This is a genomic window from Streptococcus mitis (assembly GCF_002096925.1).
GTDB classification, from domain to species: domain Bacteria; phylum Bacillota; class Bacilli; order Lactobacillales; family Streptococcaceae; genus Streptococcus; species Streptococcus mitis_AF.
Window position 1 is genome coordinate 39,028 of the sequence record NZ_NCVN01000004.1, and the last position, 21,638, is coordinate 60,665.

The 21,638-nt window shown below is 37.2% G+C and carries 23 protein-coding genes and 2 pseudogenes; 4 read left to right on the plus strand and 21 right to left on the minus strand.

Features of this window, described 5'->3' with window-relative positions:
* Positions 1-30: 30 nt before the first annotated feature.
* The 12 genes and pseudogenes from B7692_RS00990 to B7692_RS01045 all read right to left on the minus strand — a co-directional run bounded on the left by B7692_RS00990 (position 31) and on the right by B7692_RS01045 (position 10,073).
* Positions 31-1,770: a glycoside hydrolase family 13 protein gene (locus tag B7692_RS00990; protein WP_084929656.1), complete on the minus strand. Its 1,740-nt coding sequence runs from the start codon at positions 1,768-1,770 to the stop codon at positions 31-33.
* A gap of 174 nt (positions 1,771-1,944) precedes the next feature.
* Complete coding sequence (locus B7692_RS00995; RefSeq protein WP_084929657.1) at positions 1,945-2,436, minus strand: phosphoribosylanthranilate isomerase; 492 nt, start codon at positions 2,434-2,436, stop codon at positions 1,945-1,947.
* Between the two features lie 63 nt (positions 2,437-2,499).
* Positions 2,500-3,381 carry a diacylglycerol/lipid kinase family protein gene (locus B7692_RS01000; protein WP_084926338.1) on the minus strand — a complete coding sequence of 294 codons (882 nt, stop codon included), beginning with the start codon at positions 3,379-3,381 and terminating at the stop codon, positions 2,500-2,502.
* Positions 3,382-3,490: 109 nt separating this feature from the next.
* Positions 3,491-4,331: pseudogene (locus B7692_RS01005) on the minus strand (ADP-ribosylglycohydrolase family protein).
* Positions 4,332-4,371: 40 nt separating this feature from the next.
* Positions 4,372-4,989, minus strand: coding sequence for an SAP domain-containing protein (locus B7692_RS01010; RefSeq protein ID WP_049487165.1), 618 nt, complete (start codon positions 4,987-4,989; stop codon positions 4,372-4,374).
* Between the two features lie 96 nt (positions 4,990-5,085).
* Positions 5,086-5,220 carry an ADP-ribosylglycohydrolase gene (locus B7692_RS01015; RefSeq protein ID WP_080976061.1) on the minus strand — a complete coding sequence of 45 codons (135 nt, stop codon included), beginning with the start codon at positions 5,218-5,220 and terminating at the stop codon, positions 5,086-5,088.
* 11 nt (positions 5,221-5,231) lie between these two features.
* A complete protein-coding gene (locus B7692_RS01020) occupies positions 5,232-6,038 on the minus strand; it encodes an alpha/beta hydrolase (RefSeq protein WP_049487164.1) in 807 nt (268 codons plus the stop codon).
* A gap of 235 nt (positions 6,039-6,273) precedes the next feature.
* Positions 6,274-7,557 (minus strand): hypothetical protein, encoded by a 1,284-nt coding sequence (locus B7692_RS01025; RefSeq protein WP_049487163.1) that lies wholly within the window; start codon positions 7,555-7,557, stop codon positions 6,274-6,276.
* A gap of 75 nt (positions 7,558-7,632) precedes the next feature.
* Complete coding sequence (locus B7692_RS01030) at positions 7,633-7,977, minus strand: hypothetical protein (RefSeq protein ID WP_049487162.1); 345 nt, start codon at positions 7,975-7,977, stop codon at positions 7,633-7,635.
* 191 nt (positions 7,978-8,168) lie between these two features.
* Positions 8,169-8,933: an ATP-grasp domain-containing protein gene (locus tag B7692_RS01035; RefSeq protein ID WP_049487161.1), complete on the minus strand. Its 765-nt coding sequence runs from the start codon at positions 8,931-8,933 to the stop codon at positions 8,169-8,171.
* A 63-nt stretch (positions 8,934-8,996) separates the two neighbouring features.
* Positions 8,997-9,185, minus strand: a complete 189-nt coding sequence (locus tag B7692_RS01040) for a hypothetical protein (protein ID WP_000179769.1) — start codon at positions 9,183-9,185, stop codon at positions 8,997-8,999.
* Between the two features lie 321 nt (positions 9,186-9,506).
* Positions 9,507-10,073 (minus strand): annotated as a pseudogene (locus tag B7692_RS01045) (hypothetical protein).
* 508 nt (positions 10,074-10,581) lie between these two features.
* Here B7692_RS01045 and B7692_RS01055 point away from each other — a divergent pair.
* From B7692_RS01055 to B7692_RS01070, 4 genes are read left to right on the plus strand one after another with little or no spacing between them, the layout of a single operon-like run.
* Complete coding sequence (locus B7692_RS01055) at positions 10,582-10,827, plus strand: hypothetical protein (protein WP_001813542.1); 246 nt, start codon at positions 10,582-10,584, stop codon at positions 10,825-10,827.
* Positions 10,824-11,159, plus strand: coding sequence for a DinB/UmuC family translesion DNA polymerase (locus B7692_RS01060; protein ID WP_000806926.1), 336 nt, complete (start codon positions 10,824-10,826; stop codon positions 11,157-11,159). The genes B7692_RS01055 and B7692_RS01060 overlap by 4 nt, the downstream gene beginning before the upstream one ends.
* 12 nt (positions 11,160-11,171) lie before the next feature.
* On the plus strand, positions 11,172-11,540 hold the full coding sequence (locus tag B7692_RS01065) for a hypothetical protein (protein WP_000567222.1): 369 nt from the start codon (positions 11,172-11,174) through the stop codon (positions 11,538-11,540).
* Positions 11,527-11,826, plus strand: coding sequence for a DUF5960 family protein (locus B7692_RS01070; protein WP_001072467.1), 300 nt, complete (start codon positions 11,527-11,529; stop codon positions 11,824-11,826). Before B7692_RS01065 ends, B7692_RS01070 begins: the two co-directional genes overlap by 14 nt.
* 117 nt (positions 11,827-11,943) lie before the next feature.
* Here the strand turns inward: B7692_RS01070 and msr(D) are convergent, their stop codons facing one another.
* The 9 genes from msr(D) to B7692_RS01115 form a co-directional block, all read right to left on the minus strand.
* Positions 11,944-13,407, minus strand: a complete 1,464-nt coding sequence (gene msr(D) / locus B7692_RS01075) for an ABC-F type ribosomal protection protein Msr(D) (RefSeq protein ID WP_000420313.1) — start codon at positions 13,405-13,407, stop codon at positions 11,944-11,946.
* Positions 13,408-13,526: 119 nt separating this feature from the next.
* Entirely contained in the window at positions 13,527-14,744 is a 1,218-nt protein-coding gene (gene mef(A), locus B7692_RS01080; RefSeq protein ID WP_000417519.1) for a macrolide efflux MFS transporter Mef(A), read from the minus strand.
* Positions 14,745-15,129: 385 nt separating this feature from the next.
* Positions 15,130-15,300: a hypothetical protein gene (locus B7692_RS01085; protein WP_000873143.1), complete on the minus strand. Its 171-nt coding sequence runs from the start codon at positions 15,298-15,300 to the stop codon at positions 15,130-15,132.
* A 514-nt stretch (positions 15,301-15,814) separates the two neighbouring features.
* Complete coding sequence (gene rlmD, locus B7692_RS01090) at positions 15,815-17,170, minus strand: 23S rRNA (uracil(1939)-C(5))-methyltransferase RlmD (RefSeq protein ID WP_084929658.1); 1,356 nt, start codon at positions 17,168-17,170, stop codon at positions 15,815-15,817.
* 73 nt (positions 17,171-17,243) lie between these two features.
* Positions 17,244-18,218, minus strand: a complete 975-nt coding sequence (locus B7692_RS01095; RefSeq protein WP_049509313.1) for a DUF1002 domain-containing protein — start codon at positions 18,216-18,218, stop codon at positions 17,244-17,246.
* Between the two features lie 73 nt (positions 18,219-18,291).
* On the minus strand, positions 18,292-18,906 hold the full coding sequence (gene pmp23, locus B7692_RS01100; protein WP_084929659.1) for a cell wall hydrolase Pmp23: 615 nt from the start codon (positions 18,904-18,906) through the stop codon (positions 18,292-18,294).
* On the minus strand, positions 18,906-19,880 hold the full coding sequence (locus B7692_RS01105; RefSeq protein ID WP_192855459.1) for a nucleoid-associated protein: 975 nt from the start codon (positions 19,878-19,880) through the stop codon (positions 18,906-18,908). The genes pmp23 and B7692_RS01105 overlap by 1 nt, the downstream gene beginning before the upstream one ends.
* Before the next feature lie 7 nt (positions 19,881-19,887).
* On the minus strand, positions 19,888-21,144 hold the full coding sequence (glyA, locus tag B7692_RS01110) for a serine hydroxymethyltransferase (protein WP_084929661.1): 1,257 nt from the start codon (positions 21,142-21,144) through the stop codon (positions 19,888-19,890).
* A 61-nt stretch (positions 21,145-21,205) separates the two neighbouring features.
* The gene (locus B7692_RS01115) at positions 21,206-21,637 is read right to left on the minus strand and encodes a GNAT family N-acetyltransferase (RefSeq protein ID WP_084929662.1); all 432 of its coding nucleotides are present in this window, start codon (positions 21,635-21,637) and stop codon (positions 21,206-21,208) included.
* Position 21,638: the final 1 nt, after the last annotated feature.

The following is a 21,638-nucleotide window of genomic DNA, read 5'->3' on the forward strand; positions in this document are numbered from 1 at the left end:
AAAAAGAGCATAATCTTCATCAACTACTCTTTATAAAATCACAAATCCTTTTTGAGAGATGACAAGCTGATTCTCTAATTCTTGGCAATCGCTTGCTAGTGCTACTGCTTCCTTTTCTAAAAGATAATCTTCTTTGGACTGGTTAAAAATGGCTTTGATGACTTGGTTATCGTAATTCCATTGCAAGGTTAGTACATCAGCTTTGATTTCTTGGAGTCTATACTTGCCGTGCTGAATGGTTGCTGACGCATGTTTGCGAATCTTGATTAGCTTCTTCATGAAATTCAGCATATCATTGTCACTTGATACACGTTCCCAAGGCATACAACGTCGACAATCTGGGTCTGGTCCTCCGGTCAAGGCTAGCTCGGTTCCGTAGTAGATACATGGTGTTCCCTTTTGTAAAAAGAGAAAGGCTAAGGCTGATTTAACCAGTTGCACATCCTCATTGGCCGTCCACAAAATACGTTCTGTATCATGAGAATCCAAAAGATTAAACATAACCTCTGAAATCTGCTGCTTGTAATGCATAGATTGGCCATTGATTTCATCGATAAACTGTTCCGTCTTCTTAATACCTCGTAAAAAATACTCCTTGATGCTATCAGATAACGGATAGTTCATGACAGCATGGAACTCATCTCCATTTAGCCAAGGCTGAGACCTATGCCAGACTTCTCCTAAAATATAAAGATCAGGTTTTTTAGCTAAAACTGCCTTACGAAAATCCCTCCAAAACTGATGGTCAATCTCATTAGCCACATCCAACCGCCAAGCATCGATATCAAACTCTTCAATCCAATAAGTCGCAACCTTCAAAAGATAGTCCTTGACCTCTGGATTGGCTGTATTTAGCTTAGGCATATAGTCCTCGAAACCAAAAGCATGATAAGGCAACTCTCTCTTGTTGGCTAGTTTTTCAGTCATCACTGGAAATTGTTGAATATGGAACCAATCTTTATAAGCAGATTGCTCACCATTTTCGACAACATCTTGCCATTGAGGTGATTGCGAACCAATATGGTTAAATACAGCATCCAGCATGACTTTCATGCCACGCTGATGAGCTTGCTCGACCAGTTCCCGAAAGGTCTCCTTGTCCCCAAAATGACGGTCAATTTCAAAGTAATCTGTCGTATTGTACTTATGATTGCTCGTAGATTCAAAGATGGGACAGAGATAAAGTCCAGTAATGCCCAAGTCTTGCAAATAATCCAGATGGTCAATAATCCCCTGTAAATCACCACCAAAGAAATCATTACTCTTAGGTGTGATAGATGAATCCCAGTCTAATGTCCCTTCTGGGTTTAATCGAGCATTTCCATTGGCAAACCTCTCAGGAAATATCTGATACCATACCGTGTCTGAAACCCAGTCGGGAACCTGACAGGCATCAATCTCATGAAGATAAGGCAACTTAAAGCCATTTCCAATGGCATGAAGATTTTCTAGAGAATTGTCCACACAACCTTTATCGCCGTACAAAATGCTCTGGCCTTCTGTATCCGTGACTTCAAAGAGATACTGGATACGTGCAAAGTCAACGGACACTTCAACCTGCCAATAATCAAAGATGGCGTCGGAAGTCAGCTTGGCCATTTCCTTTGTATCTTGATAAAACTCCTCCATAAAGATAAAAGGGTCCCCATAGTGCAAGTTGATGCTTTCAATGTCCCCTTTCTTAGTTCGAATCCGAATATGAAGCTTCTTATCCTTATAAAGATAGGTAAACTCCGACTCAGGCCTATGGTAAATAGCGCTTAATTCCATCAATTTGTCTCCTTAAGTTCTAATTCAAATTTTACGCAAACGTTTTTATAATTGTGATTCTAGTATACTACTTTCGTATTTTATTTTCAAGGCTTGTCCGTAGATTCTAGTGATTTGGTTCTATAAATAAAAAAAGCAGCCAGTCTTACAACTTGCTACTTTTCAAATGATGATTTACAAATGTCTTTCCAGCCACTCTATTTTTTTAAAATCCTTATTGTTATTGTGATCATTTCGATAGGAATCTTGGGAAGAAGCCTTGTAAATACTTAAAAACTGTTCCAAACTTGGAACGTGAAAAGTGATGTTTTCGAGATGAATCAGCTCTATATCCGATTCCGAAACTCCTGCAAAATCAGGTAAAGAATCGATACTTCCAAACTCAACACTCAGACCATCTTTTTGGAATTCATGCTCATGAATATCTATTAAGGCGTATCCTAAGTGTTTCATCACTTTCATTATCTTGTCCCACTCATAAATTCTGAGATGATCGGGTGCTTCCCAACCTCTAGGGTCACCAGGCACATGAATGTCAATGTCAGACGGCCCCCATTCTTCATTTGATCGGTATTCAAACCCCAAAGACCCCATGAGCGTCGGTGTGATTCCGATTTGGTTTAAATGAGAACAAATTGTTCGAAATTCATCAAATAGAGAATTCATTCCTCCTCCAATCGTTGATATAGAACTTAATTTCATTGTGAATAATAAACTAATTTTTACCTTCTACTCTTTCGGCTTTGAAAACACTTCTACTCGCTGAGCTAGAACTTTGATTTCTACAGGTAGGTTATCCGATTTATCGCCGTCAACATCTGACTCCAATTCACTATCTGAAGAGATCTTAATATTACGCGCTCTGATATACTCAATATTATCATTGCCGACAACATCTCCTTTTAGTAAATCAGGAATGACGGATAATTTGGAGAATAGAGACGCATCTTTTAGAATCAAAATGTTGGCATAACCGTCTTTGTTTTCTTCAAAGATTTTCTTATCAGCGAAGTAATTTGTCAAGAGAACCAAAACATGGCTCGCTTCACCAACATAATTTCCATTTTCTGTCTCAACCTTAATGTTAAAGACCTGATCCGTCATGACAGACTTCATGGTATTTACAGCATAGGCTAAAATACCGAATTTTGTCTTATCCTCGATTTCAACATTATGAATCGCCTCAGGAAGTGAACCGATACTAAAGATATAACCAAAATAATTGTCATTTGCTTTACCGATATCAATCTTGTTGGTTAAGTTGAAATCCAGTTCGTCAATTGCGCCATCAATGTCTTGATTGATTTCCAACAGTTTCGTAATGAGGTTACCCGTACCGCCTGGGATAATACCCAACTTAGGAATGTAGTCTCTCTCAGCAATACCCGAAATGACTTCGTTGACAGTCCCATCTCCACCAAACACAACCACTGCATCGTACTGCTCACGAGAAGCTTCTTCAGCAAAATGTGTTGCATCCAGCGCCTTTTCGGTAATTTTGGTTTCCACGTGCTCAAAGTATTCTTTTGCTTTATTCTCCAGCTTTTCTTTGTAATCCAAAGCCTTTTCGCCACCAGAAGTAGGGTTGATAATTACCATTGCTTTTTTCATTAATGTTCTCCTTAATATTCGTTAAAAATATATATCTCATTATATGAAACTAAACGTATCCCTATTATACTACGAAAATACAGAAAAGAGAAATCTGACGTACTGGAGATTAATACGCTTTTATTCTATTTTCCCATCGTATAACTACATCCTTTAAGGATTCATCCAAGTAAGAAAAGGCCTTATCCTTTATCCAGTCAGGAATACCGTATGCCGCCTCGGCTATGCTACCAGTAATTGCAGCGAGAGTATCACTGTCGCCACCAAGTGAGATGGCATTTCTTATCGCATCTTCGAAGTCTCTACTTTCTAGAAATGCAATAATGGCCTGTGGTACGGTATCCTGGCACGTTTCATTGAAACGGTATGTAGGGCGGATTTCATCTAAAGTTTGAGATAGATTGTAGCCGTATTCCTGCTCAATATAATCCTTAATCCGTCTTTTACACTCTGTAGGATTGTCATTGATTGGTTGCTCATAATCTCCGCAATAACCTCCAAAGTAATAACGACACAGAAAGATAGCATCAGCTGTAGCCATTGCACCTTTGATACCTTCTGGATGATTATGAGTTACCTCTGCAGAAAGACTCGCAAATTCCCTAGATGATGGCCACATTCCGGTTCTCGCACAAAAACCACAGTCCATTGTCCAAGCACATGGAGAAACACGCATAGCCGAACCATTCCCAAAGCTATTATAAGGCTCACGGTTATCGCTCTTTAGCCATGCATTAAACCGAGCACCGTAATCAGCATTCTGATACATTCTGCCATATTTCTTAATCGCGTCAATGAAGTCGTCTTTTTGTCCCCCATTCATAATTGCTTCTGCAACAGCACAGGTCATAACCGTGTCATCTGTAAAAAAGCAGTCCTTACGAAATCGTTTTGATATTGTTCTATTCGTAAACAGAGCCAACAATGTCTCCAACGATTGCTCCTAGCATGAGATTCCTCCTTACAAACTATTGGTTGAGACTGACATTTCTACTTTTCATACTCGTCTATTCTATCAGCATATTCAGTCAAAAGTTTCTTTGAATAAATTTTTTCATTACTTGAATTTCTAACTTCTTTCCAAAGAATGGAAGCTACTTTTAGTTTATTCGAGCAGTTACGATTATTTTCGTCTGCACAGAAGTCCTTTAAAAATTGGTTCCATTGACAAACCGAATGGTCATACTTGGCATAATTTGAATCTCCATAATAAACTTTTAGCATATCTTGGATTGTAAAACTCAAATCATTTTCTCTTTTTACTTTTCTCCAAGCTGTCGCCATATCAGCAGTAAATTTAAAGGGCGAAACATCTGTTAAAGTTGAGAAATATTCTCTAAAGTGTGCATTAAAGGAGAATCCACATTCAAGCAAGGGTGTGTCCAAGGTAACGACTTCTACTCGTTTCTTTTTATTTTTTATTGATGATTTTTTAATCAAATTCCCCTTAAAGTACTGCTCAATAATATCATTGAGTTCCTGTTTTGTACCTCTATATTCAAGCCCTAATGACTTGCATATCTGTGAAAGTTCACTACGATACCAATAGTATTTATTAAACTCATCAAAGGATGCAATTTTATCAAACTCAGGTCTGCTTTTTATCAAAAAAACACCACCTTAAAACAAATTTAGATTGTCATATCGAAATAATGGAGTTTTAGTTTCATTGTTTTGACGTTTAACTTCGTTTCACTAACAAACTCACACAATCAGCTTCGGACTTACCGTATCATCAGTGAAAAAACAATCTTCACTAAATAAAGGAAAGTCCTTCGTTTTGATATTGTTCCATTCGTAAACTGAACCTACAATATCTACAATAATTGCTCCTAGCATCCGTTTCCTCCTTATGGCATTTCAGATTCGTTACACATTTCTAATGAATCACTCTTTAAAAATGGCACCACCAAATCAATCCACTCATAAGGCAGGTAAGCTGATAAATAACCGTGGTTATAACCCTTTGCTTCATACCAAATTGTATTTGAATGTAGCTGATGAAATAATTTCGCTGATTTTTTCACACAGTTCAATTCTTTTTCACCATAGATATACAGAACTTGAGCTTTGCTAGCAGAAATCATATCTTTCAGCTTGTAATACCCCATATAGGTTTTGTAAATGGTCACCAATGTTTTAACAGGTGTCCTTGGCAGATCCTCCAAATAATAAGCTTTTATTTCCTCTGGATAAGCCAGTTTAGGATAGAGTTTGTTCATCATGCTTAACTGAAGTTTGCAAGAGAATTTATTGAACATCAGTTTACCGAATAGAGACACTAGAAAGCTGCTGATTTTAGCTAACCTTGGTTGAGGAATACAGAGACTTCCGTCTATAATGGCCTTCTCAGCAATTTCACTATCTAAAGACAAAAGCTCCATGGCAATTTGACCACCAAGTGAAACACCACCGATTGCAAACAATTTCCCACCACAGTTTGCTTTGATATAGTCTAGAATCTCCAAAGCCGAATCTTCAGTAGAAACATAATCAAGTTGATATTCTTCACCATGACCATTCAAAGTAGGTAAAATAACACGGTATTTTTCTGACAAGATACGTGCTTGACGAAGATAATTCCACCAAGAACTGCCACCACCATGTATTAGTAAAATAGGAGGCAAATTCTTCTTACCAAATTCATGGAATTTCATGTTTAAACTCCTTACTGTAGGACTTTCACTAGCTACATCCTTGTTTAATCAGCTTGAACAAGCAGTGATAGCACCCGAACATGTGGTGCTAGTTAACTTATATATTATAGAACGAAAGTATATACTGTCTTGTACCAAATGCCTATTTCAAATAAATGTGTAAAATGATTTATTACTACAATAGTTAATCATTTACTCCAATAACACTACACTCTGTAAAACTAAAAACACAAAGTCACCAGTAGTACCTTTTCTCACTTAGATATTGTTCTTTTTGTTCTCTAGAAATTTCATGATTTCTAATTCCTAGTAATTCGTCTGTTGAAGAAACTATTGGGTCGATCCAGTCTGCTTTGGATCTAATCCAATCAATTTCGTCTTTACTAAGCTTCCCTGCCATCTCCAATTTATCAGCCATCAATCTTAAATCATTTGCTGTTTGAAAATCTTCTAGCATATTAAGAAGAGACATTGTCTGCTTCTTCTCTTCTTCGATTCTATTTTGTAATTTTCTTTTTCGCTCCTGTTCCTCTTTGTATAGTCTTTCTCTCTCTTCTCGTTCAAGTCGTAAGTTCTTAACTTTATAATACTCTTGGTAAATTAAAACAATTATTTCTGGGAGTGATTGTTCAATCGAGAATTCATTAGTATCTTTAATGTATTTACCATCTATTATCTTAAATCGAAATTTTCCATTTGGTATATAGTCATACTTCCTTATTCTTGGTTTATAAGCATATCCATTAAACTTTACGCTATCATTGTACTTCGCTAATTCTTTAGCTTCTTCTTTCGTTAATTCATGACTTACTTTGTCTGTTGATTCTATAACATCAAAACGAACAATATCCTTATCAATTTGAATATCCAATTTTGAAGTTACATTATCACCGATTCTTTCAATTACAGTAAACAGTATATCTAAAAAGCGATATAAACGAGGAAGTGAATTTAGTGAAATATTTTTTACAAATTTAGGTTCTTTTAAATCATTATATCTGTGTCTAGGATCAAAGTAAGGATAAGAAGCAGCTTTTTCCCTCTTATTCCACTCTACAATTTTATCTCTTAGATCAGCTACAGATTTATGTAACCTCTTATTTGGAGACTGGTTTAGATTTGAAACTGTTTCAATAATACGCTCTATTTTATCGTCCTCTAAAAATGATAATGAACTTCTTATACTAGTTGTATCAAGTTTAAAAATATCTTTATTTTTATCTTCCGAACTCACCTCTTTATGTTTAGCAGGTTTTATTCTATTATTCTTTAGACTTCTTCTATCAATATTAACTTCATTTACGACATTTTGTGGTAATGGCACAATAAGTTCACTTAAATCTTGTCCAGTATTCTTACGATACCAATAACTACCATTTGGAATTGGGATTTCAAATTCTTTGCATTTCTTGAGTAAGTCTGAATAGCTTAAATCATATTTCAATGAAACTTGTTTTGCACTTATTTCCCAGATTTCTTCATAGAGTTCTTCTCTAGAAAAGGTCTTTATCATCTTCATTTGAAACACCTTTACCCTTATATTTTACATCACCGTTTTTATATTTACCAAGCGAAAACGCAAATTCAAAAACCTCTAATTCTTCACTTCTGCATTTTCGCTTAATATAAAAAGTAAATCTTGTTTTAAACCGTTAAATTCCTCTATAATTTTATCTAAACTAGTTTCAATATTTTCAACACGGATCTCAGATAGCTTACCGTGATTGTATGAAATCATTCTTTCAGCAATAATATGATATGACCAACTCTCAGTGAAACGTCTGTCTCTTTCTTCGTTATGAATAGCAAAACCAATTGGGAGAAAATTATTTCTAAGACCTATAGCAACTGCCTGTGAACTTATACCTAAATAATCACCAGCAATTTTTAATGTGATTTTATTTAATTTTCTAATATCTTCGTCGGTATATTTCGGCATGTTAGTACTCCTTTTTTTATAATTCAAGTTGATGATTTAATAATCATGTCGATTGTTTTCATACTTTCTACTTTCTAAACAATTTTCAAATATATAGCGTTTTCATTATTTTCTTAACCTATTATATCATTATTCCAAACAAAAAACTGCAACTTACTCGTTGCAGTTACACAGATTTATTTCTGTTCCTTTTAGAAACTTATATTTTCATTTTCAGGCATAGTAAAGACATCATTTTTTTCAAAATAAGGTTTTACCATTTCTTTCCATCTAGCTTTATGAAAATTGATTGAGTTTAAAGGAGATAGTCCATAATTTCCCAATGCATAACCATCATTCACTTCAACTACAAGTGTTCTGCCATCACGAGTGACACCGATATCTAGTCCATAAGCTATTGGAGCATCTTTCCAACATGATATGGCTTCATCAATTACACTAGGATCAAATTGTGCATGATAATCACCTGTATAGGGGCGAACATCTAATACGCTACCATCTAACACAAAACAACGCCATTCTGCTATGAATTCTACAACCTCACTAATCCATATAGGATAGTCGAAAGGTAGACCAATACCTATCAAATCACGGGTTCCATTAACAACTCTTCCTGTAAAGACTTTTGATCCAGCTTTAGGTTTAATAAATTTTCCCCAATTATCAGGTATATTTACAATCTCTCCTAAAACACCTGCATAAATCTTTCGACCATAAAACTCTTTAAGCTCAATAGGATAGTCGTAAACCGGAACGTTTAACCCCATCATTTTTAGTAATGCTCTGGTCTCCGTTATATAATCTATAACTGCATCATCGCTTGTTAACTGTTTTATTTCAGAAAAAGATTGATATAAAACAACTTCTTCTCCTTGTAAGTAGGCACCTACTTGAGCATTGTATTTATTAATTGAAACCTCATTTGGTAATTTACTTTGTCTAATATAAACAACCATTTTATCACTCCTATATCACTAGTGTTGCACCTATTTGTAAAAAAAATAATAGCATTTTCGCTGTTATTTTTTTGAGTAAATAGCTCCCATAATATCATCGAAATAATCAACGGTATTTAGGAGTAATTCAATAACTTGGGACTTTGTTAGTCGCATTCCTCTTCTATCTCTAGCATCTTCTACTAAATTTTCAAGTTTCTCTAAATTTTTATCATCCAAGCTAATCATTATTCTATTTTTATCTGTTGCCATTTTCTTCACCTCAAGTCAATTCTATCACAGGTGTAACACTTATGTCAACTGATTTTTATAATACATTAGTTTAAAAGTGGGGAGGTTTTTTAACACAGTAACTTTAAATCTTTGGTATTAAAAAATTTCCACAGTATTTATAGAAATAAAATCTATCTCAAATAAGTTATCAGGTCTAGTATAAATTATGAGCGGATACTCTAATACGTCCCCTCTAAACAAGAAAACGGCTTACACTCAAGGGTTCTCTTAACCCCCTTTGTTACAAGGATTTGACGATTTTACTAGCAAATCTACATGCTGATAAGGAACTTTGGTTGACTATTGAATTTCTCCAACCTCTTCTTTAACATATCCCTCTACATCTTCAATCTCTAAAAATATTGGGTCTAAGTAACACAAGAAATGCCAATCTTCTGCACCTTTTTTTCTGTAGAGAATCGCTTCACCGTCTTCACTTCTGAAAAAGCTTCTGTCTACTTCATATCCACTGCATTCTAGAAAGTCTTTTGCCTGCCGATAGTTCGCTTCTCTTGCTTCCACTTAGGTTTTAACTTCATCGTTGTTAACAACATAGGCATCGATTTTGGAATAGCCTTCAATTACTTTTTCGTTTGGTTCGGATAGATTCGAGATTTCTTTCCAAATAATGTCAACATTTTCCTCAGGATCAAACATAAATTTAGACAAAGGTACAATGTTTCCGTTATAGATAATTTCCAGATAGTCTGGTAGATTTGTAGGATTAAAAAACTCTACTTCAAATCCATCTTCTGTTTCTAAAGTATATCCAGGTATTTGAGCTACAAAAGTTTTCCCCTCTTTTATTGAATCAAACGCGACTATATCTTTAGAATAATCATTTTGGTACAATTCCAATATAACCATCGATAATCTTTCTATTTTCATCATTAGGCTAATGTAAATAAGCACGTCACCTGATCAGTTCAGGCTTTCTGTATCATCTCATCATATTCCCTCCTCATTCTCCGAGTCCTATCCCATGGGCGGAGCATCTGCTTCTACTTCGCTGATGCTTCAGCTCGTACAAGCAGTGATACCGCCTCAACGTGATGCGTTTGTGGGACTCAAAAGGTTTGGGTGAACCTTTTGAGGATTAGCTACGTTTCACTAACAAGCTTACACACTCGACATGTGCTGAGAGCTTTCTTCTATACTAATAGACGAAAGGGTGTGAAAATGATTTTTAAATGATACTGTGGAACGGAACAGTAGCCCTAGTATTGACTACTGTCGTTTCTATTCATATTGGCTATTCTAGGACTGAGATGAAAAAATCTATAAATGCTCAGAATAAAATTGAACCCGCAAATCTCCCCAAAACAATGGTGAGTCATGTACTTGTATTATTCCGAAAAAATACACCTCTGGTGCAGTGAGACAAATTGGTGTATCTTATAGTGGCTTCGTAGATGAAAGCTATACTCTACTATCACTCTTTGATGATGTAGAACAAATTGAAAAAGATAATAGACTTCAGACAGCTATTGATGTTGTCAGAGAACAGTTTGGTTTTTTAGCCATACAAAAAGGAACCGTCCTAACTGAAGGTTCCAGAAATATTGAACGCAGTAAACTTATCGGTGGTCATTCCGCGGGTGGATTGGAGGGATTAAAATGAAACAAGAAAAAAATACAGTACAATTTTCAGAAATCCGTAGCAAAGGATGTAATGATATTGAAATGCTTGAAAGATTTTTACATGGAATCGTTGAAACAGCAACTTCAAAACTTCGTCAGAGAAAACTCAAAACAACTGAAATATCGATACGACTAGTACATGCTAAATCTGAAAACCGATTACCATTGGAATTTACATTTAGCATTAAGCCAACAAGCTCATCTGTGATAATCTATACTGAGGTAATCAATCGCTTTAAAGAATGTTACACAGGTGGGGGAATTCAAGGTTTTACGATTCAATTTGATAAAAATACCCTTGCCTCTGCATAGAAAGGATTTGATATGATTGACCGTTCATATTTACCATTTCAATCAGCAAGAGAGTACCAGGATACAAAGATGCAAAAATGGATGGGCTTTTTCCTATCTGAACATGCATCAGCACTCTCTGATGATACAAACAAAGTAACGTACATGTCTGACTTATCACTAGAGAAGAAATTATTACTCCTCAGTCAAGTATACGCCGGGCAGCTACGCACACGCATTCAAGTGATTGAAAAAAACAAGCGTGTTTCCTACACTGGAACAATACCAAGTCTGACCAAAGATTTCATTTTGATAAAAACTACAACAGGTCACATCAATTTGAAATTAAAAGACATTATTAGTATTGAACTTGTCGAGGAGGTGCTCTATGAATCAGCTTGAGTTTCAGCGTAATCACCTACAAATGGACTATTATAGCGAGAGCTACCAAGATTTTGAACGTGACTTCTACCGCTACTCTAACATGAATATTCCATTGACCTTCCTAACTGATGATATCCTAAAAACAATGGCGACTTCACGTAAGAATTACTTTGTCCTCAATAAGGAAAAGTCCAGAGATAACCGCGATCACTTCTTCATATTTGAAGTAAGTACCGTAGATGAGAATCCGCTAATCTATCATTATACATATAAGAAAACTACAATATATTTAGCAGAAAAATAGGAGCAGTTCAATTGACTGTTCCTATTTTTAATATTCATAAAATCTAAAGTCTTTATACTCTTTAACAATGGAGTCGCCAACCAGAACAGACTATACTGACCAGCGACTACCTTAAATTTAATGTTTCAGATTTATTTTCTTATCTCTAATTTCATAAACTACATCTGCTACATTTTCGAGTAATCGTTTATCGTGGGTGATAAACACGATAGTTCCGGTGTACTCCTTCATTAGTATTTCCAAAGCCTCTAAACTTGGTATGTCAAGGAAGTTACTGGGTTCATCCATTATTAGGATGTTATATCTACCCATGAGCATTTTAGCAAGCAACAATTTTATAATTTCTCCACCGCTTAAAACAGATAAACTTTTTCCAATATCGTTCTGTTTGAACCCCATAGATGCTAGCACTGAACGAATTTCTGATATATTGTAGTCACAATCCTTCTGCATAAACTCCATAACATTCTGATTACTGTTGTACTTGTAACCATTCTGTGCAAAGTAACCTATTTTTGCCTTAGGCGAAATAGAAATTCCTTCTTCATGGTTTAAGATCATTTGGATTAAAGTTGTTTTTCCGATTCCATTACCACCAGTTAACGCCACTTTTGCTCCTAACGGAATTTGAAAAGATGCATTTTCAAACAGAGCCTTATCCCCAAATACTTTATTAATTTCTGCACCGACTATAGGGTATGGATTATGGAGCTCCAATGCTTTACTTTGCCTGAAACGAATTCTGCGAATGCCTTCCGGAGCTTCTACTTTTCCTAAGGCCGCAATCCTGTGCTCTAGGGTTTTAGCAGCATTATACATCTTTTTTTCCTTACTTCCTATTGATTTTTGATGAGCTAAACGCCCTCCGTCTTCAGTACTTTTTTTCTTTGAAGAACCTTTTGCCTTCTGTTCTATTTTACGAGCCTGTTTTCGCTTTTCCTCCGCAGCCCTTTCCAATCGGGCACGTTCCGCAATAAATTGTTCGTATTCTGCAGCTTGGCTCTTACGTTCTTCCTCTTTCTGACGAAGATAATCAGAATAGTTTCCCCAATACTCAGTGATTTTGCCATCTTTCAGTTCCCATATTTTATCTACTATTTCATCAAGAAAATAGCGGTCATGGCTAATAACTAACAGTGCACCTGTAAAATATTTTAGCTGTCCTATTAGAAAATCAATTCCTTCACGGTCTAAATGGCTCGTAGGTTCATCCGCTAAAATACCATGAACCTGTGCCGATAAGGCCTGTGCTATTTTAAGCCTTGTTTCTTCACCACCGCTCATAGTCTGTATATTTAATTGCTCAACACCTAGCTTGCCTACAAGTGCAAAATCTTTTTCCTCCTGCAGAGTTACTTCGTCCAACTGGGGAATATAGGCAAGTTCACCCAGACGATTCATTTTACATCCTGGGGGAGTTAATTCTCCTAAAAGTACCCTGAGTAAAGTGCTTTTTCCAGCACCATTTGCTCCTACTAAACCAATACGGTCATAATCATATACTTCTAATTCATTTATATCTAAAACATCGCGTCCTTTGAATTCCACACGAATGTCTTTTGCTTTTAATATTAATTCCATAACATTTCCTCCTGTCTATAATCGCATGCTTTCATTTGCTTGTATGCAGGGAAAACCCTGCGATTTTAGCAGGAAGAGTTACATGAAAATAAGATACATAAATATTCCTCCAATATTGTTTATTTTAAATCTAATTTTCTAACCTCAGTTATCATTTGGCAAACTATAGCAATGCCAATAATTAAAATACCTGATAGTAAAAACCAATGATTTACACCGATTTTATCAGCAAAGAATCCAGAAAGAATTAACCCAATTGGCATAGCAAGTGACATGATACTTCCGATCAAAGAAAATACACGTCCTAAATATTCAGGCTTAATTTTCTCCTGAAAAAGAGCTGTTTGCACACCGCTATAAAATGGCACCGAAAGCCCCATTATTGCACAGCAAACTACGAATATTACAAATCCATTTGGAGGAAGTATTCCCGAAACGGCTAAACTGGTCCCCATTATAAAAAATGAACTTGTTATTAGTAATACATGCTTTTCGAAGCCCCCTAATCTTCCTAATAATAAGCCTCCTGCTAGCATCCCAAATGCAAAGGAAATTTCCGTAATAGAAATATGCACAGGCGTTCCATTAAAGTGTTCCATGCTTATTAAAGGAAATAGTGCATTGATTGGCATATAAACAAAAGTATATAGTGTTCCTAAGAGTAATAAGGCAAACAATCCTTTGTTTTGTCTCAGAACCACAACTCCTTCTTTCATCTCCCTTATGAAATTTGGTTCTAAACTTTGCACTTGATTACCCAGCTTAGGTATACGTACAATTGCTACCGTAATAGATGCAATCACAGCACCCAATACGTCGATGGCAATAATAGCATTTAAATCCCAAACGGAGTATAAGAGTGCTGCAACTGCCGGACTAACAATATAGCTTATAGACTGCAAAGACTGACTATAGCCTGCGCATTTCGTTAGCTGTTCTTCTGGTACTAAAAGTGGTGTAACCGCATTGAGTGCTGGGGTATGAAAAGCTGTTCCAATGCTACGGATAAACAATACTATCATAATCATCCAGACAGGTAGCTCCATACAGAATGCAACAATAGCAAGCACTGCACCAGCTGCTGCGATAATTAAATCGGCACCAATCATTATCTTCTTCCTATCATGACGATCCACTAGCACACCAATGGCAGGTCCCAAAATCGCATAGGGTAAAAAACCTACTAATGAAGCCATAGACAAGACCATCGCAGATCCTGTTTTTTCTGTAAGGTAAAAAATAATCGCCATTTGCAGGATGGCACTAGTGATTAATGATACTGCTTGCCCTGCCCATATTGCATAAAATTTTCGTTTCCAATTGTTGTATTTTTCCATTTATATTATCTCCTGCATATTATTTTGCTTGAATTTCTATTTTGAATAGCATTCTAGGCAATAAAAAATGCAGGCCAAACCCCACAATGTGGCTTTTGGTCTGCATACATACAATTTGGAAACATTCATATTAAAGACATAGTTAAATAAAGGTATAGTTAAATAACCAATATCCTCACCGTAACTAATGAATGCTCAATATCGTATAAATAAGCACAACAAAAAAGCCTATCATCGGGTATAGATTCTGCTTTTTTTATTGCCAGCTTATCTTAAACGCATTGAGGCTGTCATAGTTTCGGTTCCTCCTACATCTTTGTTTATATCAATTTATAGTATAACACAACAAGATGATATGTTCAATATAAAAGTTATGGAATGAGACTCATACTTCCAATTCGATGCCAGATTTAAAGGATATGACGAAGTTTTCTTCATAGACTGTAACGCTCTGGATTATCTTCCTTAGTAGCAAGCGATTAGCTTTCACAAAATCTTCTGTTTGTAGTTTTAAAAATTCATCAGGATTTTCTAACTCAACCTCAAAATATTTCATTTTACATTCCCTCATTTCATTTATTGATAAATTGAGTTTGCAAAAAAGAGTGGACAATTTTTGTCTACTCTTAACCTTTAAAATAGTTTTTTTTAATCGATTTGAAGTTGCCTAAATTATTACTTATTCGGTAAAATGAAGTATTGCTTTCAACAGATTTCCTTCAACTACACTTCACTTGATTCAAACAAGGTGGGTACATTTCTATTCCCACAAACTCCTTGTCAATGGAAACAAACACGTACCCACAGGGTAAATGGAAATAGAAACTGATAATTTCTAGCTATCACTTCTACTCATTCCAAAAATTTTCTCACTCTGATACTTACCCACCATAAAGCAAAAAGCCTTGCAATCAAGGCTTTCATTATCCCTTTCGTTCAAAGGTTTCTAAGCTTTTACGAGCAGAGCGACACACTCAGCGGTTCGCTATCTCCGTTCTGTCTGCGTGCTAGCACTTGTCAATCACGGACAGCTATCGCATGGGCGGAAGTAAATGCTAATCTTCGTCGTTTTACTCCTTGACTAGCAAACTTACCGCCTCAACATGATGCGTTTGAGGAAATAAATCCACTGGCTGAACTTTCTTCAACTCATATCCCAATTCTTGGTAGAGTTTGATATCACGCGCCATGGTGGCGACATTACATGAGATATAGGCGATGCGGTCGGCTCCTGTTTGGCTACTTGCCTTGATAAAGCTTTCTGTGAGTCCTTTTCTTGGTGGGTCCACTAGTATAAGGCTTGGTTGAATTCCATCTTTAAGCCAATTTTTCATAGCATTTTCAGCTGTGTCACAAACATAGTGGGCATTTGAAATATTGTTTAGCTGAGCATTCTTTTTGCTATTCTCAACCGCTTCTGGAATCACTTCGACACCATAGACTTCCTTGACATGTTTCGCAACAGAAAGACCAATCGTCCCGATACCAGAATAGGCATCAATGATCACATCGTCTTCTTTTAATGCAGCAAAGTCAATGGCTGTTTGATAAAGCTTCTCTGCCATTTGAGTATTGACTTGGTAAAAAGCGGGTCCAGCGATTTGGTAGTCATTTCCCAACATCTGATCAGTGATAAAGTCTTGTCCATAAAGTGTGCGCCACTCCTTACCAAAAATCGCATTTGTATTCTGGTCGTTGATATTTTGCATAACAGACACAATCTCTGGAAACTGCTTGATTAGTTGATCAATCAATTGTTCCACACGGAAAACTTTAGGACGAGTAGTTACCAAAATCACCATGATTTGTCCTGAGTAGTGGCCACGACGCACCACAAGATTCCGAATCAAGCCAGCTTGTTCCTTTTCATCATAAGGTTTCAAATCATAACGGCGGAGCAAGTCTCGTAGGGCTATTACTACCTCATCAATCACAGGATCCTGGATAAAGAAATCTTCTAGAGGCATGAGGTCATGCGAATTCTTACGGAAAAATCCTGTTTCCAAGACACCATTTACTCGACGAACAGGCACCTGAGCTTTGTTGCGATACTTGACTGGATTTTCCATGCCAAGCGTTTCAGCAACCTCTACATCTGCAATTCCAGCAATCTTGTATAGACTATCCTTAACTTGCTTGGTTTTAAACTTGAGCTGTTCTGGATAGGCAAGATGACCTAAATCCGCGATTCCTGAACGCAGGTAAGCCAAATCTAGATCTTGATTACGGTGTGGTGACTGGACTAGGTATTCCTCAACCTTCCCAAAACCAATCTTTTTATTAACCTTGAGGACACGCATAAGGATTTTTTCAGTCGGTAAAGCATTCTCTACAAAAAAGACCAAACCATCCACCTTGGCAACACCGGCTCCTTCATGGGTCAAGTCAACAATTTCAACTTCTACAATATCATTTTTCTTTAACATTCTCTTCTCTTTCTATTGGCCGACAAAAAAGACGGCAACGTTACGGTTACCATCTATTATACCATGAAATTTCTTAAGAACCAAAACTCTTGAAGAAGTTAACAATGGCTTGCCAGAGGGAGCTTAGGAAATTGCCGCCGTCCTCTAGCGCCTTATCAGCATCAAAGTTAAGGTTGATATTTTTAAAACTGTCGCCAGCTTGTGAAACGATGCTTTGTTTAAGGTCGTTTAGGGTCTTAGTGAAGTCTGCATTGCTGAGGATATCACTTTTTGAAAGATTCAAAGCAAAATTGATGATGATGTTGATTTGGTTTCCTGTTATAACCTGATCAAGTTTGTAATTTTTCAAGGTATCTTCAACAATTTTGCGGACATCTTCCTCTGTCAGATTTCCCTTGCTTTCTTTAGCTTTGGCGATTCCTGACTTGATATCAGCTAGGGCAACGTTTAATTTATTAGCATCATAGCCTGACTTGTCCTTGTTTTCAGCATTGATATCGGACAAAGCCTTCAACTCTTCTTGAGCCAAATCTTTATTGGCTTGCGGTACCTTGGCTCCATTAGCCTCTAGCGAATAATAAATCCCTGCTAAAGCACTTTCTCCTGTAACTGGAATGGGGGCTGCTACAGTGATTTTGGCGTGTTCCACACCCAAAGTTACGGCTGCATTTCGGTACATATCCTGAGTCACCTTAGTGATGTTTTCTGGTGTTTCAATCTTGACCTCAAGTGGCGACTTGTCACCTAGTTTTTGAATCTTGGCTGATGAATACAACTGTAAACTAGAGTCATTAGCCACATTCATAATCTTAGAATAGACATCAGGTGTCATGGTCTTGAGTTCTTTGGTGTCTGTTGAGGCATTGTAGCCTAGTTTTTTAAGGGTTTGATTTTTTTGGTCTTCAGACAATGAAGAACCTAGGACATATTCGGGTTGGACGTAGGTTTCATCGATAACTTTTTGAACATCTGTTGCTGCATGGACGCTATTCATAGCTGTTACTGCCCACAAAACCGCAGCACTGGTCAGAAAGAGTTTCTTTCTCATAGGGAATTCCCTCCTTTACCTTTCTAGAGTAATATATCTATCTTAAAGAAAACTTATAACAAAAACACCTGGACTAGCCAGATGTTGAAAAGAGAGTGAAACATTTGATGATGTAAAGGTTGAGTTGTACCTGTCTAGAATAGTAATAGTTCCCCCCATTTACGTAAAGTTCAGCACCATGAAAAATAGAAATGGGGTGAATATAACTATAAGTTTTTCCAGTGGCATTACCCAGCAAGGGAGCAACTGTATCACGGGAGTACTGTTTGGCTAGTGCTAGAGTATTTTCTTTGCCATTTTGGGCAATAAAATCGATATAGGCAGGTCCAAAATTATAGGCTTGCACAGCCGTCCAGACATCAACGTCCTTCTTCTGGGCTAGATAGAGATTGTCGGTCAAAGTTTGCACACCTTGCCGAATGCTAGACGCATTATCATTGATGGTATTGGTTGAACCACTTGCAGACTCACTGGACTGCATGACATCGCCTTCTTTTCCTTTTGTTTCGGTATAAATCATAGCGAGCACAAGCTCTTCGTTTGCTGGGGTGTCTTTTTCACTCAAGATTTCGCGAACCATGGGTTGATAGGTCATGACCTGCTTGACATCTTGGTGAACGCGGTAAGCTTTATAACCAGCAAAAAGGAAGACTGCTAGTACAAGCACTCTTCGAATTCGTTTAAACATTATTTACTTTGAATATCCTCGATATTTTTGATTAAGATAGAGTAGGTTCCATTGTCATTTTGGATAAACTCAACAGACTCAGCATCTTGATAGACATTATTGGGAACAATGAGCTCAATTCCATTTGACAAGGAGAGTTTTTGGTTTTCAAATTTCTTTAATTGGCGACTGGCATCAATTTCATCAAACTGAACTGGCTCTGGTACGGCTTCTTTGACTTGGTCAATAAAGCTCAAACGAGCCGTCAGATTGTTGTCAAAAAGGTCATTAGCCAGTTTCTCAGGTGATAATTCATTGCTTTCTTCAAGATTGTTGAAAATCGCTGATTTGACCTTAGATTGAAATTGAAAATCATCTGTGTTAAAAGTCTCAGCAATTCTCTGAGCCGTTTTTTCTAGTTCCTTGATAGATTTCTTAGGTGAAATCTTAGGGGCGACAGCTAGGAGATTCTCTGAAAAATAGTTCACGAAAGCCCCGTTGTACTTGATTCGTTTTTCAATCAGATGGTACTTACGACTTTGAAGATTAACCACCAAGGCCTCATCAGCCCCTGTTCCAAATCCAGGCAGGTTATTCTGAGTCAGCTTGATTGGATTATCAACCTCTCCTCCAAGGTGGGTCAAGGTCTCCCGCAGGGCAATTCGTAAGAAAGCAAAATGTTCTACACCTTCTTTAGAAAATTGCACAAAAATCAAGTCATTGGTCTTGAGATTTTCGGAAATGCTGAACTCCTCTTTCCAGAGATTAGCCAGTGTTACTGATGTCTCCAACAAATCGTCTGTGATGTGATTGAAGAAGGGATTTTCTTCTTCGAAAATCCCAGTCTTAGCTTCATCTGAATACACACGTTCAATTTTTTTACGCAGGTATTCTTCGATTTTTGGAGTGATATTGAGAAACTTATCCGCTAAGAACAGCTCGGTATCATCCGGACTGAACTGATGGATAATAGCTTTCTTAATATAAATGTCCATAAAAATTTTAGTCCTCGTATAACGGGAAGGCATCTGTCAACGCTTTGACTTCACTTCTCACTTCTTCTAAGACAGCTTCATTTTCTGCATTCTTAAGGGTTTTAATGATGAGTTCAACCACTTTACGACTCTCTTCTTCACCAAATCCACGAGCAGTAATGGCTGCTGCTCCGATACGAATACCACTTGTCTTGAATGGTGACAAGCTTTCGTAAGGGATTGAGTTTTTATTTAGGGTAATATTGACTTCATCCAGCAAGTTTTGAGCAACTTTGCCGTTTTCTACAACTTTAGTCACATCCACTAGGAAGAGGTGGTTTTCAGTTCCTCCAGAAATGATACGAAAATCAGGGTCTTGCAAGAAGACATCTGCCATAGTCTTGCTGTTCTTGATAACATTGGCAGCATATTCCTTGAAGGCTGGATCCAAAACTTCTTTGAAAGAAACAGCCTTAGCTGCCACAACATGCTCCAAAGGACCACCCTGAATACCTGGGAAAATAGCTGAATTAATTTTCTTAGCTAAGTCTTCATCATTGGTCAAAATCAAACCACCACGTGGGCCACGAAGAGTTTTGTGGGTCGTTGTTGTCGTGATATGAGCGTATGGCACTGGGCTTGGGTGAAAACCAGCTGCAACCAAACCAGCGATATGGGCCATATCCACCATAAGCTTAGCCCCAACAGCATCTGCGATTTCACGGAATTTTGAGAAGTCGATAATTTGAGAATAGGCTGAAGCACCTGCTACGATCAATTTTGGTTTTACTTCTTGGGCTTGTTTCAAGATAGCATCAAAATCCAAGAGTTCCGTTTCAGGATCAACACTATAAGAAACAAAGTTGTAGGTTTGACCTGAGAAGCTAACAAGAGCCCCATGAGTCAAGTGACCACCTGCAGCCAAATCCATTCCCATAACCGTATCGCCAGGCTCAATCAAGGCCATGTAAGCTGCACAGTTAGCTTGGCTTCCTGAGTGTGGTTGGACATTGGCAAATTTTGCACCGAAAATTTCTTTTGCGCGTTCAATGGCTAGAGATTCCACCACGTCTACTACATCTGTTCCACCATAATAACGGCGTCCTGGGTAACCTTCAGCGTATTTATTCGTCAAGATAGACCCTTGAGCTGCCATAACTGCCTTGGAAACTACGTTTTCCGAAGCAATCAACTCAATGTTGTTTTGTTGGCGTTCCTCTTCTTTGGCAATAGCATTCCAGAGATCAGCATCATATGCTTTAAAATCATCTTTGTCAAAAATCATAGGTCTTCTCCTTTATTGTGTGACTAGTCCATTAGTTTAATTCTCTTATAAGAAAATTAAACTAAAAGATGCGAATAAACCGTTTCTGCATTTTATCACAAGTATAACCAACTTTTTCATAAAATGCATGAGCACCCAGACGATGATCGGCAGAGTTTAAGCGGATAAACCCATAACCACGTCTTTTTGCTTCTTGATCCAACCCTTGCAGTAAGCTTTTACCAATACCTTGACCTTGCGCTTGAGGTGAAACTGCTAAGGCTAAAATATTAAATCCTGCTTTAGAATAAAGTGATTCATAGACCTCAGCGTGGACATATCCAAGTAAGACATGACTAGCTTCATCCTCATAGCCAAGAAGGAAATGATGGGAATCCTGAGATAGTCTAGCTAGTTGACTAGCCGTGTCCTCTGGACTAAAAGAATAGCCCAAAGCCTCTTGGTTGATGTTACAAATAGCTTTCACATCTGTTTCTCTTAAATTTCTTAGCATT

Coding starts and splice junctions, on each gene's coding strand:
- B7692_RS00990 (WP_084929656.1), bottom strand. CDS start 1,770: ATGGAATTAAGCGCTATTTACCATAGGCCTGAGTCGGAGTTTACCTAT.
- B7692_RS00995 (WP_084929657.1), bottom strand. CDS start 2,436: ATGAATTCTCTATTTGATGAATTTCGAACAATTTGTTCTCATTTAAAC.
- B7692_RS01000 (WP_084926338.1), bottom strand. CDS start 3,381: ATGAAAAAAGCAATGGTAATTATCAACCCTACTTCTGGTGGCGAAAAG.
- B7692_RS01015 (WP_080976061.1), bottom strand. CDS start 5,220: ATGCTAGGAGCAATTATTGTAGATATTGTAGGTTCAGTTTACGAATGG.
- B7692_RS01020 (WP_049487164.1), bottom strand. CDS start 6,038: ATGAAATTCCATGAATTTGGTAAGAAGAATTTGCCTCCTATTTTACTA.
- B7692_RS01025 (WP_049487163.1), bottom strand. CDS start 7,557: ATGAAGATGATAAAGACCTTTTCTAGAGAAGAACTCTATGAAGAAATC.
- B7692_RS01030 (WP_049487162.1), bottom strand. CDS start 7,977: ATGCCGAAATATACCGACGAAGATATTAGAAAATTAAATAAAATCACA.
- B7692_RS01035 (WP_049487161.1), bottom strand. CDS start 8,933: ATGGTTGTTTATATTAGACAAAGTAAATTACCAAATGAGGTTTCAATT.
- B7692_RS01040 (WP_000179769.1), bottom strand. CDS start 9,185: ATGGCAACAGATAAAAATAGAATAATGATTAGCTTGGATGATAAAAAT.
- B7692_RS01060 (WP_000806926.1), top strand. CDS start 10,824: ATGAAACAAGAAAAAAATACAGTACAATTTTCAGAAATCCGTAGCAAA.
- B7692_RS01065 (WP_000567222.1), top strand. CDS start 11,172: ATGATTGACCGTTCATATTTACCATTTCAATCAGCAAGAGAGTACCAG.
- B7692_RS01070 (WP_001072467.1), top strand. CDS start 11,527: ATGAATCAGCTTGAGTTTCAGCGTAATCACCTACAAATGGACTATTAT.
- B7692_RS01085 (WP_000873143.1), bottom strand. CDS start 15,300: ATGAAATATTTTGAGGTTGAGTTAGAAAATCCTGATGAATTTTTAAAA.
- rlmD (WP_084929658.1), bottom strand. CDS start 17,170: ATGTTAAAGAAAAATGATATTGTAGAAGTTGAAATTGTTGACTTGACC.
- B7692_RS01095 (WP_049509313.1), bottom strand. CDS start 18,218: ATGAGAAAGAAACTCTTTCTGACCAGTGCTGCGGTTTTGTGGGCAGTA.
- pmp23 (WP_084929659.1), bottom strand. CDS start 18,906: ATGTTTAAACGAATTCGAAGAGTGCTTGTACTAGCAGTCTTCCTTTTT.
- B7692_RS01105 (WP_192855459.1), bottom strand. CDS start 19,880: ATGGACATTTATATTAAGAAAGCTATTATCCATCAGTTCAGTCCGGAT.
- glyA (WP_084929661.1), bottom strand. CDS start 21,144: ATGATTTTTGACAAAGATGATTTTAAAGCATATGATGCTGATCTCTGG.
- B7692_RS01115 (WP_084929662.1), bottom strand. CDS start 21,637: ATGCTAAGAAATTTAAGAGAAACAGATGTGAAAGCTATTTGTAACATC.